The organism is Ruegeria sp. K7, assembly GCF_056531785.1.
Map to the genome: position 1 here is coordinate 1 of NZ_JBQFMJ010000002.1, position 13,904 is coordinate 13,904.

General features: G+C 58.6%; 18 protein-coding genes and 2 tRNA genes. 1 reads left to right on the top strand and 19 read right to left on the bottom strand.

The window, feature by feature from the left end:
• Positions 1–49: 49 nt before the first annotated feature.
• The 16 genes from ACR0FE_RS04645 to ACR0FE_RS04720 all read right to left on the bottom strand — a co-directional run bounded on the left by ACR0FE_RS04645 (position 50) and on the right by ACR0FE_RS04720 (position 10,239).
• Positions 50–124, bottom strand: a tRNA-Phe gene (locus ACR0FE_RS04645).
• A gap of 79 nt (positions 125–203) precedes the next feature.
• Positions 204–386, bottom strand: a complete 183-nt coding sequence (locus ACR0FE_RS04650; RefSeq protein ID WP_170612412.1) for a DNA gyrase inhibitor YacG — start codon at positions 384–386, stop codon at positions 204–206.
• Positions 383–1,405 carry a ribonuclease E/G gene (locus tag ACR0FE_RS04655; RefSeq protein WP_170612410.1) on the bottom strand — a complete coding sequence of 341 codons (1,023 nt, stop codon included), beginning with the start codon at positions 1,403–1,405 and terminating at the stop codon, positions 383–385. The genes ACR0FE_RS04650 and ACR0FE_RS04655 overlap by 4 nt, the downstream gene beginning before the upstream one ends.
• Entirely contained in the window at positions 1,402–1,980 is a 579-nt protein-coding gene (locus tag ACR0FE_RS04660) for a Maf family protein (RefSeq protein WP_170619885.1), read from the bottom strand. Before ACR0FE_RS04660 ends, ACR0FE_RS04655 begins: the two co-directional genes overlap by 4 nt.
• Before the next feature lie 11 nt (positions 1,981–1,991).
• A complete protein-coding gene (infA, locus tag ACR0FE_RS04665) occupies positions 1,992–2,210 on the bottom strand; it encodes a translation initiation factor IF-1 (protein ID WP_005978431.1) in 219 nt (72 codons plus the stop codon).
• A gap of 91 nt (positions 2,211–2,301) precedes the next feature.
• Positions 2,302–3,177, bottom strand: coding sequence for a carbon-nitrogen hydrolase family protein (locus ACR0FE_RS04670; protein WP_480911407.1), 876 nt, complete (start codon positions 3,175–3,177; stop codon positions 2,302–2,304).
• Positions 3,178–3,540: 363 nt separating this feature from the next.
• On the bottom strand, positions 3,541–4,134 hold the full coding sequence (locus tag ACR0FE_RS04675; protein WP_480911409.1) for a GNAT family N-acetyltransferase: 594 nt from the start codon (positions 4,132–4,134) through the stop codon (positions 3,541–3,543).
• Positions 4,127–4,525, bottom strand: a complete 399-nt coding sequence (locus tag ACR0FE_RS04680; RefSeq protein ID WP_480911411.1) for a ketosteroid isomerase-related protein — start codon at positions 4,523–4,525, stop codon at positions 4,127–4,129. Before ACR0FE_RS04680 ends, ACR0FE_RS04675 begins: the two co-directional genes overlap by 8 nt.
• On the bottom strand, positions 4,522–4,980 hold the full coding sequence (locus tag ACR0FE_RS04685; protein WP_170619887.1) for an arsenate-mycothiol transferase ArsC: 459 nt from the start codon (positions 4,978–4,980) through the stop codon (positions 4,522–4,524). Before ACR0FE_RS04685 ends, ACR0FE_RS04680 begins: the two co-directional genes overlap by 4 nt.
• Before the next feature lie 3 nt (positions 4,981–4,983).
• Positions 4,984–5,463: a UPF0262 family protein gene (locus ACR0FE_RS04690; RefSeq protein WP_170807803.1), complete on the bottom strand. Its 480-nt coding sequence runs from the start codon at positions 5,461–5,463 to the stop codon at positions 4,984–4,986.
• An 86-nt stretch (positions 5,464–5,549) separates the two neighbouring features.
• The gene (locus tag ACR0FE_RS04695; RefSeq protein WP_480911413.1) at positions 5,550–6,347 is read right to left on the bottom strand and encodes a hypothetical protein; all 798 of its coding nucleotides are present in this window, start codon (positions 6,345–6,347) and stop codon (positions 5,550–5,552) included.
• A 104-nt stretch (positions 6,348–6,451) separates the two neighbouring features.
• Positions 6,452–7,753, bottom strand: coding sequence for a histidinol dehydrogenase (gene hisD, locus ACR0FE_RS04700; protein WP_480911415.1), 1,302 nt, complete (start codon positions 7,751–7,753; stop codon positions 6,452–6,454).
• 60 nt (positions 7,754–7,813) lie between these two features.
• The gene (locus ACR0FE_RS04705; protein ID WP_480911417.1) at positions 7,814–8,335 is read right to left on the bottom strand and encodes a GNAT family N-acetyltransferase; all 522 of its coding nucleotides are present in this window, start codon (positions 8,333–8,335) and stop codon (positions 7,814–7,816) included.
• On the bottom strand, positions 8,336–8,812 hold the full coding sequence (locus tag ACR0FE_RS04710) for a DUF2948 family protein (RefSeq protein ID WP_480911419.1): 477 nt from the start codon (positions 8,810–8,812) through the stop codon (positions 8,336–8,338).
• A complete protein-coding gene (murA, locus tag ACR0FE_RS04715; protein ID WP_480911420.1) occupies positions 8,809–10,077 on the bottom strand; it encodes a UDP-N-acetylglucosamine 1-carboxyvinyltransferase in 1,269 nt (422 codons plus the stop codon). Before murA ends, ACR0FE_RS04710 begins: the two co-directional genes overlap by 4 nt.
• 6 nt (positions 10,078–10,083) lie before the next feature.
• Entirely contained in the window at positions 10,084–10,239 is a 156-nt protein-coding gene (locus tag ACR0FE_RS04720; protein WP_480911422.1) for a hypothetical protein, read from the bottom strand.
• A gap of 83 nt (positions 10,240–10,322) precedes the next feature.
• Between ACR0FE_RS04720 and ACR0FE_RS04725 the strand changes: the two genes are divergently transcribed.
• A tRNA-Thr gene (locus ACR0FE_RS04725) sits at positions 10,323–10,397 on the top strand.
• A gap of 479 nt (positions 10,398–10,876) precedes the next feature.
• Here ACR0FE_RS04725 and ACR0FE_RS04730 read toward each other — a convergent pair.
• The 3 genes from ACR0FE_RS04730 to ACR0FE_RS04740 form a co-directional block, all read right to left on the bottom strand.
• The gene (locus ACR0FE_RS04730; protein ID WP_321251590.1) at positions 10,877–11,341 is read right to left on the bottom strand and encodes a phosphate-starvation-inducible PsiE family protein; all 465 of its coding nucleotides are present in this window, start codon (positions 11,339–11,341) and stop codon (positions 10,877–10,879) included.
• A gap of 367 nt (positions 11,342–11,708) precedes the next feature.
• Positions 11,709–13,055, bottom strand: a complete 1,347-nt coding sequence (locus ACR0FE_RS04735) for a metal-dependent hydrolase family protein (RefSeq protein ID WP_480911423.1) — start codon at positions 13,053–13,055, stop codon at positions 11,709–11,711.
• A 155-nt stretch (positions 13,056–13,210) separates the two neighbouring features.
• A complete protein-coding gene (locus tag ACR0FE_RS04740; RefSeq protein ID WP_480911425.1) occupies positions 13,211–13,789 on the bottom strand; it encodes a hypothetical protein in 579 nt (192 codons plus the stop codon).
• Between the last annotated feature and the right edge of the window lie 115 nt (positions 13,790–13,904).

Consider the following 13,904-nt stretch of genomic DNA (forward strand, 5'->3'; position numbering starts at 1 on the left):
GGCGTAAGGACGCTAAGTTCAGTAAGCATCTGTTTTTGTTTAATTTAAGTGGTGCCCGGGGGCGGAATCGAACCACCGACACGAGGATTTTCAATCCACTGCTCTACCCCTGAGCTACCCGGGCACGGGAACGACTTTCGTCGTTGGGTGGAGGCCTTCTATGACTTGCACCACGCAGTGTCCAGAGGCTTTTTGAGATTTTTTCAATGCGGCCTTGGCGGCTCGGAATTCTCCCCGGAGACATCTGCCTCTTCGTCCTCTTCCCGCTGGGAAGCGACCGCATAGGAGCCGTTCAGCCACTTGGCCAGATCGATGTCGGCACAGCGCTTTGAACAGAAGGGACGGAACCTGGTCACGGTGTCTTCACCACAGATCGGACAGCTCATTTCAGCACCTCGGACAGGGGAATGCGTCCGCGTTTGCGTTGCAACTCATAGTGGCCCAGAGGCGTCCAGCCCGCCAGAGTGGTCTCGATGCCGTCGGCTTTGAATGCAGCGCGCAGAGCCCCTTCGAAGCCTCTGCGATCCTTCTTGGGCATGGGGGCGAGATCCAGCGTGATCTGCCCACCCAGACCGCGCACGCGCAATGCGCGCGCCAGTGTCTTGGCACAGGCGAAATTGGCTTTTGTTCCGGCTGCAAGCGACGTGTCGGCCCCGGTATTCACATCCACCGCCACCAACGCGCGTGTCGGTTGAATGTAAAGATGACCACCACCGGGAAGTGGTTCGGAAATACCGCGCGCTACATCCAGCGCGTCAAGCACACCATGGGTTTCGAAGCTTCCGGACTGGGTTACAACCTCGGCCGGATCAGTCCAGTCGCGCCATGCCAGAACGTGTGGGCTGTCGCCTTCCAGCAGCAACTCCGGCTCGGTCCCGGGGTCGTTCATGACCTGGTCGGCATTGGCCAGCATGGCGCTGATGTCTGCGGCGATTTCGTTGGCGTTCTCGCCCTGGCAACACGAGCGCAGGATGAGGCCGTAGTCACTGCCGTCCATGCTTTCATGCGCGATCTCCAGAAGCCGATCGCGCTCATCCTCGTCCCGGATCGAGCGCGAGATGTTCAAGCCCGGCGCATCGGGCGTGATGATCGCATAGCGGCTTTTGAACAGGACGCGGTCCGTAACCGGCAGCGCCTTACCCGGTTCCGCATACCCTGTGACCTGCACCAGCATCGATGTGCCGGGGGCCAGACCTTTGACCTGACGCAGAAACGCGGGGCCGTCGGGCGTGGTCAGGAACATTCCGCCCTGCCCTTTGACCGGGCGGTCGGCACGTGCGCGGTAAATCGTACCCGGCACGGGGGCGTCTGCGGCAATCAGGAAATCGTCCAGCTTGCCGTCTACCATCAGTGCGGCAGCCTCGCGGTCGTCGATGTGATCCAGAACGATGGTACGACCCTTCATGATACCTCACGATACAGGGGATAGCCGATGCCTTGCAAAAGAGCGGCGGTTTCGGAAAGGGGCAGGCCGACGATACCGGTGAAAGAGCCGGAAATCCACGGGATGAACGCCCCGGCAGGACCCTGAATGGCGTAAGCGCCAGCTTTGCCCTTCCAGTCTCCGGTCGCCAGATAGGCGTTGATTTCAATGTCAGACAAACGCTTGACCTTGACTTGGGAAACCACGTCACGCTGCAGGATCCGCTCTCCGCGCCGCACGGCGACCGAGGTGATCACGCGATGGCGCCGACCGGACAGGGCGTGCAGAAATTCAGCCGCCTGCCCCACATCCTCGGGTTTGCCCAGAATGCGGCGGCCCAGCGCCACGGTGGTGTCCGCGCACAGGGTGACGTCATCGCTATCCGATTGAACTGCCTGCACTTTTGCGCGAGTGATGCGGCTGCAATAGGGAATCGGCAATTCGCCCTTCAGGGGCGTTTCGTCGATATCGGGCGCGCGGATGGCATCGGGCTGCACGCCAAGCTGGGCCAACAGGTCCAGCCGTCTTGGGCTGCCCGATCCGAGAATAAACGCCATTGCGGCAGGCGTTATTTGAAGCGGTAGTTGATCCGACCCTTGGTCAGATCATAAGGGGTCATCTCGACCTGAACCTTGTCGCCGGCTAGAACACGGATGCGGTTCTTGCGCATCTTCCCTGCCGTATGTGCGATGATTTCATGGCCGTTTTCCAGCTCGACCCGAAACGTCGCATTAGGCAGGAGTTCCTTCACGACACCGGGAAATTCGAGCGTATCTTCCTTGGCCATGTTGTCTCCATCATTACGTTGCACCTGCAGAATCTACAGGGATGTGCGCTTAAATGAGCCTATTTCGGCCTTATTTCAAGGGCGGAATCATCTAAAGGCTGGATATTGTGACCGATTCGGCGCGGGGTGGCTGTTCGTCCCAGTGGGTTCTGTTCAGAACATGGCCATCGGCGCGAACCTCGGCAATGGCGGACAGATCGATATCCGCATAGGTCCAACCCGGTTGGTTCAGGGTGCCTTCGGCCAGCACTCCGGTCTGGGGAAAGCCCTTGTCGGGCGGGCCGAATATGCCACCTGTGCCGGTGTTCATGTCTACCGCCTCGGACCAATCGTTACGCCCAACCAGCGACGACATAACCGTAACACATTGATTTTCCAACGCTCTTGACATCGCACCGATGCGAACGCGCCAATATCCTGACAACGCCTCGGTGCAGGATGGCACCAGGATAAGATCGGCTTCGTTCAGGGCGCGACCCAGCAGGGGAAACTCGCTGTCATAGCAAATGAGGATACCGATTTTGCCAAGTGCGGTGTCGAAAAGCCTGAGCGGACCACCGGGGGCAATGTCCCAGATCTCACGCTCGAACCGGGTCATGATTTGCTTGTCCTGATGCGCGACACCACCGTCCGGCGCATAGAAAACGGCCCGGTTTACGGGGCGGCCCGGACCGTCAATCACCGGGGCGGATGCGCCCAGAATGTATGTTTTGTACGTCTGCGCGAGGCGGGTGTGCAGGTTCTGTACGTCCTCCATCCGCCCGGACACCGCCTGGATCGAGCGTTCCAGATCACCGGCCACCCCGGCCCCGTCCAGCGTCGACAATTCCATCGCGCCGTATTCGGGAAAGACCAGCAGGTCGGCGCCCTGCCCCGTGGCCTCGGCGACCCAGCGGTCCAGCTTGTCCTCGTACTGGCTCCAACTGGCGAGCCAGTCGAGATCGTATGCGGCGGTTGCGACTTTCATCGATGTGTCCCCGGTTCAAAGTTGCTGGGACATTAGATGCGGAGGTGGCGGACTGTACAGCGCAATTCCTTCGAATTGTCGAACTACGCAACCACTTAGAGCCGAGACAGGAAGGCAACGATTAGCGGTCAGATCACCCGACCCCGCCATAGCGCGCTGTACTTAGGTGTCGGCCATTCCGAAAAGAACCCACTGGATGCCGGGTTCGGCCTCATGAGCTGGCGCGGCGTGGCAAATGAGACATCGGCTGCCTTCCTCGAAGGCATAGCGGCGATTTGGACGAGTAAGCTCAGCCTGAACAACTGGTCATTCACCGCGTTGGCACGATGAATGGCTGTTTTGTCGGCAAGCGACCAAAGCGGCCTACAAATCCCTGATCCAGAATTGCAAAGGCTTCTGGGTCTCGCCCTTTTCCCCGATATCCTTCCACGAAAACTGCGCGATGGCGCCGGAAAGCGGTGCGTATCCGCGCGCGTGCCAGAAGGCGTCGAGCGGCCGGTATGTTTCGGGGCGCATCGGGTGGTCGGCAGGACGCTGGACGCCGCAAAACGCACATTTGGAAAACCCGTGGCTGCGGGCGTGGGCTTCGCGCAGGTCGAAGAACTTGTGGCCGACGCCCTGCCCGCGATAGTCGGGCAGCAACACGGATTCCGCACAATAGAAGATGTCGCCCAGATCCAGCCCGGTTCCTTTGAACGCCGCCGCGAAATCGTCGGCGTGGTCGGTCAGCGGTGCGCCGGTCGATGCGCCGATCAGGCGGTCGCCGTCGAAGGCGCCGACCATTATGGCGCGGTCGCTGTCGCGGTAGGATTGCAGATACTTTCGTTCGTAATCCAAATCACCGTCATAGAGATAAGGCCAGGCGCGGAACACCTGTATCCGAAGGCGCGCCACATCATCCAGCGCGGCCTCCAGTGCCGCGCCGGTCAGAGTGCGGACTTCGCTCACCTCAGGCATTTGCGACCTGACGGGTCCAGTCGGCGAGATTGTAGAAGGTGGTAACGCGGGTGATTTTGCCGTCCTTGAGGTCAAAGAAGGACCCTGCGGGCAGGCGGTAGGTCTGGCCGCTGGCTTGTGGCAATCCTTCATCCGTTTCCAGATAGGTGCCGTTGACGATGAACTCGGCGGCGGCGCGGGTGCCACCCTCGGCCTCGAAAACCACGATATCGGTCAGGTTCTCGCGGTAGCAGCGGTTCATATGAGCACAGAAGGCTGCAAATTTTTCCTTGCCGACACGGATCTGGCCTTCGTTCACGTGATGGGCCACATCATCGGACAAACAGGCCAGCATGCCGTCCACGTCACCGGCGTTGAAGGCTTCGAAATAGGTTTTGACGGTCGCGTTCATGATCTCTCCGTTGGTTCGCCCCAGCGATCTTTCAGATGCTGAATGATCTGATCGCGGGTCTGACGGTAGTGATGTAGCTTTTGTTCGCGTGTCTCGCCCAGTCCGGTAGGGTCCATTATTGGCCAATAATCGACATCGAGGTGAAAAACACGGGTCAGTTCCAGCGCCTTGCGTTGACTGGCAGGCGACAACGCCACCACCAGATCGAAGGAACTGAGGTCATCGCCCCATTCTTCCATCTCGTCGAACGACCGAGAGCGGTGGCGCGACAGTTCGACATCGATCTCCTGACAGGCGGCAATGCAGAACCCGTCGATTTCCAGATCGTTATGCACGCCGGCAGACTGAACATAGGTGCCGGTGCCATAGAACTTTTTCATGATCCCTTCGGCCATGGGAGACCGGACCGCGTTGTGGTCGCAACAAAACAGGACCGACTGCGGCAACGGCTTCACGCGTCAGCCTCCGAAATGCAACACGCAGATCAGCGTGAACAGGCGGCGGGCGGTATCGGTATCGATGTCGGCCTTCCCTTCCAGCCGTTCCTGCAGCACGCGGCTGCCTTCGTTGTGGATACCCCGCCGGGCCATGTCGATGGTTTCGATCTGGCTGGGCGGCAGGGTCTTCACGGCATCGAAATAGCTTTCGCAGATCTGGAAGTAATCCTTGACCACTTGCCGGAACGGCCCCAGCGACAGGTGAAACTCGGCCGCCTTTTCGCTGGCCTCGGTTTCGATGTCGAAAACCAGCCGTTTGTCGCGGATCGACAATTGCAGGTGATACGGGCCGTCAGGCACGGTACGACCGTCGCGCTGTGGCAGCGTAAAGGTGTTCTCTTCGAGCAGATCATAAATCGCGACCTTACGCTCCTGCTCGATCTCGGGGGTCGGCGGAGGCAGGTTTCGGTCATCCAGTTCGATATGCGAAATGCGGGTCATAGATCATTTGGTCCGTTCAGGTCTGGCCAGACTTATCGTAAGAATTCTGAATGGGCAATGCGTGGGTTCGGATGCCGCGAGCCCTGTCACAAAGGGTGGTCCGAAGGGTCGATTCCGTGCTTGCGCAGCAGCGTGTCGACCAGTGATCCCGGATTGATCGGGCGCCCCGAGAAGATCCTGCGGAACCACGATCCAAAGAAATGGACCGACATCTGCTGCTGCCAGTTCAGGGCGTCCAGTTTGGACAGGTCCGGTTCGTTCCACAGCGACCGGTGGCGCAGCGGGATCGGGTAGAGCAGCGTACGGGGAACGCTCATCTCGTGTTCGGGTGTTTGGAAGATGTAGTGGAACAGCATAGGCGGGCCGAAGCTGAAGATGGGCAGGCTCCAATGCGTGGATTTGCCGTAGAGTTCCAGGTAAGTGGTCTTTTGCTGATCGCTCCACCAGGGCGGAACCAGATCGCTGTCGAAAGCGAAATCGCACATGTTCCGCAAGGCCGGGCTGTCGCCGGGCAAGGCCAGCACGCCATTCATGATGCGGCGGGTTTTGCGGTTGGCCTTGGGGAACAGGTAGCCGTTTTCGGTTTCAAACGGGCGCAGGGCGTAGGCGTCGGTGTCAGCCCAGATGTAATCTGTCTGCTCCAGCAGTTTCAGCCGGAACAGATCGGCATGCACGGCCGCCGACCGGGTGACTGGGTCACGGATAATCTCGGGGGTATCGAATATCTCGCGCGCGTCGCGGGCTTCGATATAGTCCGGAATGTCCCGCAGATCGCCGTAATGGTAGACGATCGGCGTCTGATCCACGTCGGCGAAGGATTTCAGGCACAAATGTTCCAGAAAGCTGAACCGTTCTCCGATCCACAGGGTCGCCACACGTTCCAATAGACTGATCCTTGCTGGTCGGTGAACGGTTTAGCGGTCAATCGAGCGCCCCGGAACCCGTCCCCGGCCAGGGTCGGGTCGGCTGTGGCCCGCAGGCCATAGCTTTACCCGTTCAGCCGCCTGAGGCGGGCCGTGACGGACAGCCCGTGCGCCTCGAGGCTTTCCGATGTGGCCAGTTGCTCGGCGGCGGGTCCGATCGCGCGCAGGGCTTCGGGCGTCATGTGGCTGAGCGTGGTGCGCTTGAGGAAATCCATAACACTGAGACCCGAGGAAAACCGGGCGGAACGCGCGGTCGGCAGCACGTGGTTGGGGCCGCCGACATAATCGCCAATGGCCTCGGGCGTGTATTGGCCAAGGAAAATGGCACCCGCGTGAACGGTTTTCGTGCTCAGCGCCACCGGGTCGGCCACGCAAAGCTCAAGATGTTCGGGGGCGATGCGATTTGACAGCGCGGCGGCCTGTTCCAGATCGCGCACGGTAATGACGGCGCCGAAATCGCGCCAGCTGGCCCCGGCAATCACGCGGCGCTGCAAGGTCTGGAGGCGCTTTTCGACCGCCTGCGCGACCGCCTGCCCGAATGCGGCGTCGTCGGTGATAAGGATCGACTGCGCGCTTTCGTCATGTTCGGCCTGGCTGAGGAGGTCCAGCGCGATCCAGTCGGGGTCATTGTCCTTGTCGGCGATCACCAGAATCTCGGACGGGCCCGCGATCATGTCGATGCCGACCTTGCCAAAGACCCGGCGTTTGGCCGCCGCGACAAAAGCATTGCCCGGACCGGTGATCTTGTCCACGGGCGCGATGGTCTTTGTCCCGTAGGCCAGCGCGGCAATCGCCTGTGCACCGCCGATGCGATACACCTCGTCCACACCGGATAGTTGTGCGGCCAGCAGGACCAGCGGGTTCACCTGCCCGTCCGGTGTCGGCACTACGATGGCCAGACGTTCAACCCCGGCGACCTTGGCGGGGATGGCGTTCATCAGAACAGATGACGGATAAGACGCAAGCCCCCCCGGCACATAGAGCCCCGCTGCCGAAACTGCTGTCCAGCGCCAACCCAGCGTCGCCCCGGCCTCATCGGTCCATTGTGCGTTCTGTGGAAGCTGTTTTTCGTGATAGGCACGGATGCGATCCGCCGCCAGTTCCAGCGCCGCGCGGTCGTCGGCCGAAACCTGTGCAACCGCTGCTGAGATTTCAGCCGCTGAGAAGGCCATGGTTTCCGGTGTCAGGTCCAGCCGGTCAAACTTTGAGGTCAGCTCGATCACCGCCGCATCGCCCCGGGTGCGCACATCGTCGATGATCTGCGCAACCACCGCATCCACATCCGGACTGTCCTCGCGTTTGGCGGACAGCAGGGTCTGAAAAGCGCTTTCGAAGTCGGGCGCGGTCGTATCGAGGAAAACGGGCATGATCTGGCACTCCGGACGTTTGACGCGGGACATATCGCCGGGAGGGGCGGGCCTCAACCCTCAGTCGCCGGGGTGCAGCGATTTGCGCATGGCAAAGCAGGACAGATCCATGCGGTCGCAACACTGCCCGGTGGCCTGCCAGCCGCGGCGCAGATAGAAATCTTGCGCGGTTTGCGTTGCCTCAAGTCGGGCTTCGGAACATCCCGCAGCGATCAGTTCCTGTTCCATGCGGTTCAACAATGCCGAACCAAGACCACAGCCGGTATGATCCGGATCGATGTAAAGCAGAGTGATCTCTCCGGTTTCAAACAAACCGCCAACGGCTGCCACCTGCCCGGCCCGCTCGGCCAGCCAGATCTGCGAACCGGGTTTGATCCAGCCTCGGATCGTGGCCGGGTCCTTGTTTTCCGTCCATTGCGCGATGGCCCGGGGGTCGTTCTGATGATCTGCCGTGCAGAGCAGGGTGATCGACCGGATCAGAACCCGGCTGATGTCGAACACGCCAAAAACGGTAGCGCGGCGCAGAATGACACCTTCTGGAGCAGCAGAAAACGCCTGAGATATGCCGCGTTTGTTCTGCATCTATTCGGGATGGTGCGGGGCATGCCCGGACGGGGCGCGGTAAGGGCGCGTGACGTCCTTGAGCGTGGCATCCAGCGCCTCGACCGTCAGACGGATCGCACCGTCCCCGGCCAGCGTCAGCAACACCTGACCCGCGCCTTCTTCGCCCGGTTCAAAATCGACCGACAGCAGTGACATCACTGTATCCTTGTCGCTGCGGTCGACACCCTGGCTGGCAACGGACAGGACCGAGTCGAACACCAAAACGGATTGCACGCGCTCAAACGGGCGGCCCCGGCGGTCGGCTGCGTCCTTGTCTTCCCAGCGGAAGCGGTTGAGCAGCAGACCAAAGCGGCGCTGCGAAGGTTGCCATTTCATCTCGGTCGCAGGGAAAACCGCGTCCTGTGCAAGGGTCGAGATCACCTGCAGGTCATCGCCGTCCTCGGCCCCCAGATTCAGCGGCGCCTCGCGCCCGTCTTCGAAACTTGCGTCTGTCATTCGCCCTTGATCCGTTCAATCTTTGCGCCCACGCCTTCCAGCTTGCGCACCACATGTTCATATCCGCGGTCCAGATGATAGACCCGGCTGACCGTTGTTTCGCCTTCCGCCGCCATTCCGGCAAGGATCAGCGACACCGAGGCCCGCAGGTCGGTCGCCATGACCGGCGCCCCTTTGAGCTTTTCAACACCAGTGACGGTCGCCGTGCCGCCATGCACCTCGATATGCGCGCCCATGCGGACCAGTTCGGGGGCGTGCATGAATCGGTTCTCGAAAATCCGCTCTTCCAGGATTGAGGTGCCTTCGGCCGTGCACATCAGCGCCATCATCTGCGCCTGCAGGTCGGTGGGAAAGCCCGGGAAAGGTTCCGTGACAACGTCCACGGCGCTGACGCGGCCATTCTTGCGCGCGACCTTCAAGCCCTTTTCGGTCTCACTAACGTTGATGCCGGCCGCATCCAGCTTGGCCGCGAAGGATTCGACCAGAGACATCCGGCCGCCCAGCAACTCAACCTCGCCACCGCAGATCGCGGGGGCCAGCATGTAGGTGCCCAGTTCAATGCGGTCGGTCACCACCTGATGCGTCGCGCCATGCAGCCGGTCGACGCCCTGGATTTCGATGGTCGACGTGCCCTCACCCGAGATTTGTGCGCCCATCTTGCGCAGGCATTCGACCAGATCGACGATCTCGGGCTCGCGGGCTGCGTTTTTCAGGACCGTGGTGCCCTTGGCCAGCGTCGCGGCCATGACGATGTTTTCCGTCGCACCGACCGAGGCGAAGCGCATCTCGTGCACGGCGCCTTTCAGGCCGCCCGGCGCACTGGCGTGCAAGTAACCATCTTTCAACGCGATCTCGGCGCCCAGCGCTTCGAGCCCTTCAACGTGCAGATCCATGGGCCGCGCACCGATCGCGCAGCCGCCGGGCAGCGACACGACCGCCTCGCCAAAGCGGGCCAGCAACGGGCCAAGCACCAGGTTCGAGGCGCGCATCTTACGCACGATATCGTAGTCGGCGACATGACTGGTCAGGGTGTGACTGGACATCGCGATCACCTGACCGTCCTGCAGCGCGGACACCTCGGCCCCCAGCGATTGCAGCAGCGTGGTCATGGTCTTGATGTCGCTCAGCCGCGGTGCGTTGGTCAGCGTAAGCGGTTCTTCGCTCAGCAAGGTTGCGGGCATCAGCGTCAGACACGCGTTTTTGGCCCCCGCAATCGGTATCTGACCATTGAGAGGGCCGTTGCCCGTCACCAGAATCGAATCCATCTGCTCTTATCCCTCTTCCTTGTCGGCATTGTCATCGGATGCCGCACGCGCCTTGGCCTGCGCCTTGCGCCGCGCCATATTCGCCTTGAGCGCCGCTTTCAGTCGCTCTTCCCGCGCGTCCCCGGAATTGCCGCGTTTTTTGGGTGATTTGTTTTCTGCCATGACCTTTCTCTACAGGAGGCGAAAAAAACCGTCCAGACACCCTTGCGCCGCGTTTCGTTTGAGTCTAATCACCCGCCCACAGCGCTGCTGTAGCTCAGAGGTAGAGCACTCCCTTGGTAAGGGAGAGGTCGAGAGTTCAATTCTCTCCAGCAGCACCATAACTGCCTGATAATAATTAAAAATTAGGCTTCTCCCAAATAGTCAAACCGCAAGAAAGCACTGCAAAGTGCTGCATTCGCCGGCAAGATTGTTTCTGCAACGTGCAAAATGCGTGCAAATGCGGTGCAGCCAATAAGCGTCATTTCGAGAGGGGAATCCGTAATTTGCGGCGCTTCCAGAAAATGGAGAGTGCTCAAGATAGCAGAAATCCTTTTAGCGGGCGTTTCGTTTACCGCTTTGCTTCAAACGGCGTGCGGGCTCTGGACCCATGAAACGATCAGAATAAGCCACCCGCCAATGGTGCTGCAACAACCAAGCTGACCTTCTTTGCTTCCGGCATTAGGGTTTATGTCGGCAAAGTCCGGTTAATCCACGGATTAGTCGGGGGTTAATCAGGAACGCATGGGCTGACGAGGTTTCTATTTCATGTTCAGGAAACAGCTTCACAGAAGCGATGGCAACAAAAGATCCGAGTGACTCATGGTTTTCTGGCTATAAGCCAGTAGGTTACGCCCAGCGCAAGACCGATTGCTGCGTAACCAAGAAAGTACTGAGGTTCCAAATTTTTGTCGTCTAGCGTGATGATTTTTCGAGCTACAGCCATCAAGGCTGTTGCGACAACAAGCTTGATGTGGATGACGTCGGCGGTCAAATATAGTGTAATATTTGTATAGATTTCTATCGCAATGAGAACGACCAGCACGGCGCTGAAAACCGTGAGAAGGTCACTGACTTCCAAGATGTAGACAGGCGGTTCCAGCAACTTTTGGTAGGTTGTGAAACCGGCGTCAATAATTGCCATCAGAATGATTCCGAGCATCAGCACCGACAATGCCCTGACACCGTGGCGGATCATGCGGTTGCACCACCGAACAATGGCATCTTCGTGATCGGGGTCTAGTTCCACATGTGCTGGGATGGGTTTGTTCTCTTCACCACTCACTGTAATCTCCAATTCCGACTTCATTCGCAAGCGTGAGAAATTTCATGGTGTTGCATCGCTCACTTCGGCTTGGACCGAGTTTTCCCATGAAACGCGTGTAGTCTTCCAGGCCGATCTTTAGGTCTTCAAAGCACTCTGTTGGGCTCTGTGAGTTCATTTTCTAATCGGGGCAAATGCCTCTTTTCGGGATAAGCGGTCGACGAGCCTCGGTTCATTGACGGCGGTTCTCCATTGTCACCGCGTCTGGTTGGATTTTTGAGCCCTCTCACTGCTATTCACTGCCAAACTTTCGTACTGAGTGTGTACACCTACCACGGACTTGACTGAATCTTGCGTTCAAATCGTACATTGCGTCTGAGGGGCCGCTTCACTCAAGACTGTTTTTGTAGATCACACCATCCTTCATGATAACTGAGAAGTTGGCCTCTGGATCGACCATCAGAGTGATATCCTCCACCGGGTTGCCATCCACCAGCACAAGATCGGCATAAGCCCCGGGTTCAATAGCTCCGAGTTTGCCTTCGTGGTAAGGGTTTCGTGGCCCGGAGAGGGCAAGGAGTTCGGCGGTATTATATGTCGCTTGCTGCAAAACTTTCGCTCCTGACCACCATCTTCCGCGACGCTCGAACTCCAGATTCTGCATAGCAAGAAGCGCCGGTGAGCCAAATAGGTCGACCCCAAAGGCAATCGGCAAGTCGTACTTCTGGATGAGCGAGACGAAGGTCTCCACATTGTCTCGGACTGGCGCGCCCTTGGCGATGGTGTCCGGGTCTCCTCCTGCAAGCATCTCATCGTCTGGTGTGAAGATCAGGAACTGTGGATTGAGGATGGCACCCGCATCTCGAATTGCTGCGATGGTCGCTTCTTCCTTGATCAGATTGCCATGATCAATGCTTTTTACACCGCCGGCCAGCGCTCGCATAACCGACTCGTCTGAATATGCGTACACCAGAACATAGGTATTCCAATCCTCGGCCGCATCCACCGCAGCACGGATCTCCTCGACTGAGTAATGCGTGGTATCCAGTGGGTCATAGGGGCTGGAGTTGCCACCTCCCAGGCTTAGTTTGATTTGGGTCGCCCCTAGCCGCAACGCCTCGCGGGTCATGGCACGAACTTCCGGCACACCGTCTGCAATGAATGACCACTGCGTCTCGAAAAAACTACGCTCGCCACGCTGCCTCGGGTGGGTTTCGTTGTACAAACGAAGGTCAAAATGCCCGGACGTCTGCCCTATGAAATGCCCGGAACAAAATATGCGCGGCCCAGGTATGATGCCTTCATCAATGGCCTGAGCAATACCGTAGCAAGGCCCTCCGGCGTCCCGCAGGGTCGTGAAGCCGCGCATCAGCATGGCCTCAGCCTCCCGCGTCGCCAACGCGCCGACATAGGTCCAATGCAGATTGTAGGCGAGTGCAATGGGACTGGCACCCAGCATGATGTGATTGTGCCCATCGATCAGACCGGGAACGAGCATGCGCCCGCCGCCGTCAATTACAGTTGCGGCTTCGGGTGGCAACTCAGTGGTCGAAACCTCGGCGATAAAGTTGCCCGTGACCCGGACGTTAGCATTTTCGATCACAGTTGCATTTCGACTGTCAAAAACATCGACGTTTAAAAAAAGAGTCGAAGACTGAGGGGTTTGCCCGATCGCAGGCGAAAAAGCTGTCACCGCGGTAAGTAGGCTCAATACATTTGTAAGCTTAATCAGCATTATTTCCCTATTTTCCAGTTCACAGAGCGCGAATGTCTCCGTTCGCACACCATGATACACAGTTTTTCGATGAGCATTCAAAACTGGCCAGAAGTGCATCCGAAGAGGTGCTCCGCTTTCGTCAAAGTTTCAGACCTGATCCTCCTTATTGTTGATCAGCGTTTGTGGGATTGTTCATCAGCTCGGCGCAGTGCAACCTTTTCTGCTTTGCGGCGGTGAATATTCTCTAACTCGGCCCTGATCCATTCTTCGGCGCCCCACAAACTCTGGGCAGGAATATCCCGGCCAAAGAAATTGAACTTAAAGGCCAAATCTTCTTGCTCGTCCGAATTTTCCTTAGCCGATATAGCTGCAGTTGCCAGGCCTGTCAGAAATCTTGGTGGCAGGTTCCAATTCTCTCCCACTGGAAGCCGCTCATAACCACCCTCAAAACTAATGCGCTTACTGAACTCACCTTCATGCACGATGGGGTTTCTAGCCAATTTCCACATCGCTTCCGGCATCGTAAGGCCTTCAAATTTCGTGCCTATTACTCTGACACTGAAGGCAATCTCCCAAACGATTTCCTCTTGGTCTTCCAGCAGCTTTTTGAACCTATGACCTGATCCTTTTGACGGGTATCGCTTTTTCCCCGTCGCATCAAAAGCCTGGAAGATTGCTGTCACCGCGTTCTCGTAGTCGCCAACGGCGATGTCCCTAACTGCTCTTTTCAAACGCCTACCAATTCCACTCATGATATATCCCTACTTCGGCCGTCGCGCGCTCGACCCGTTCGCCTTGATAACCTGATCGCTAACCAATGATCGGGCACCTCAGTGCCACGACTTCACGCACTTGCACCACAAAAGA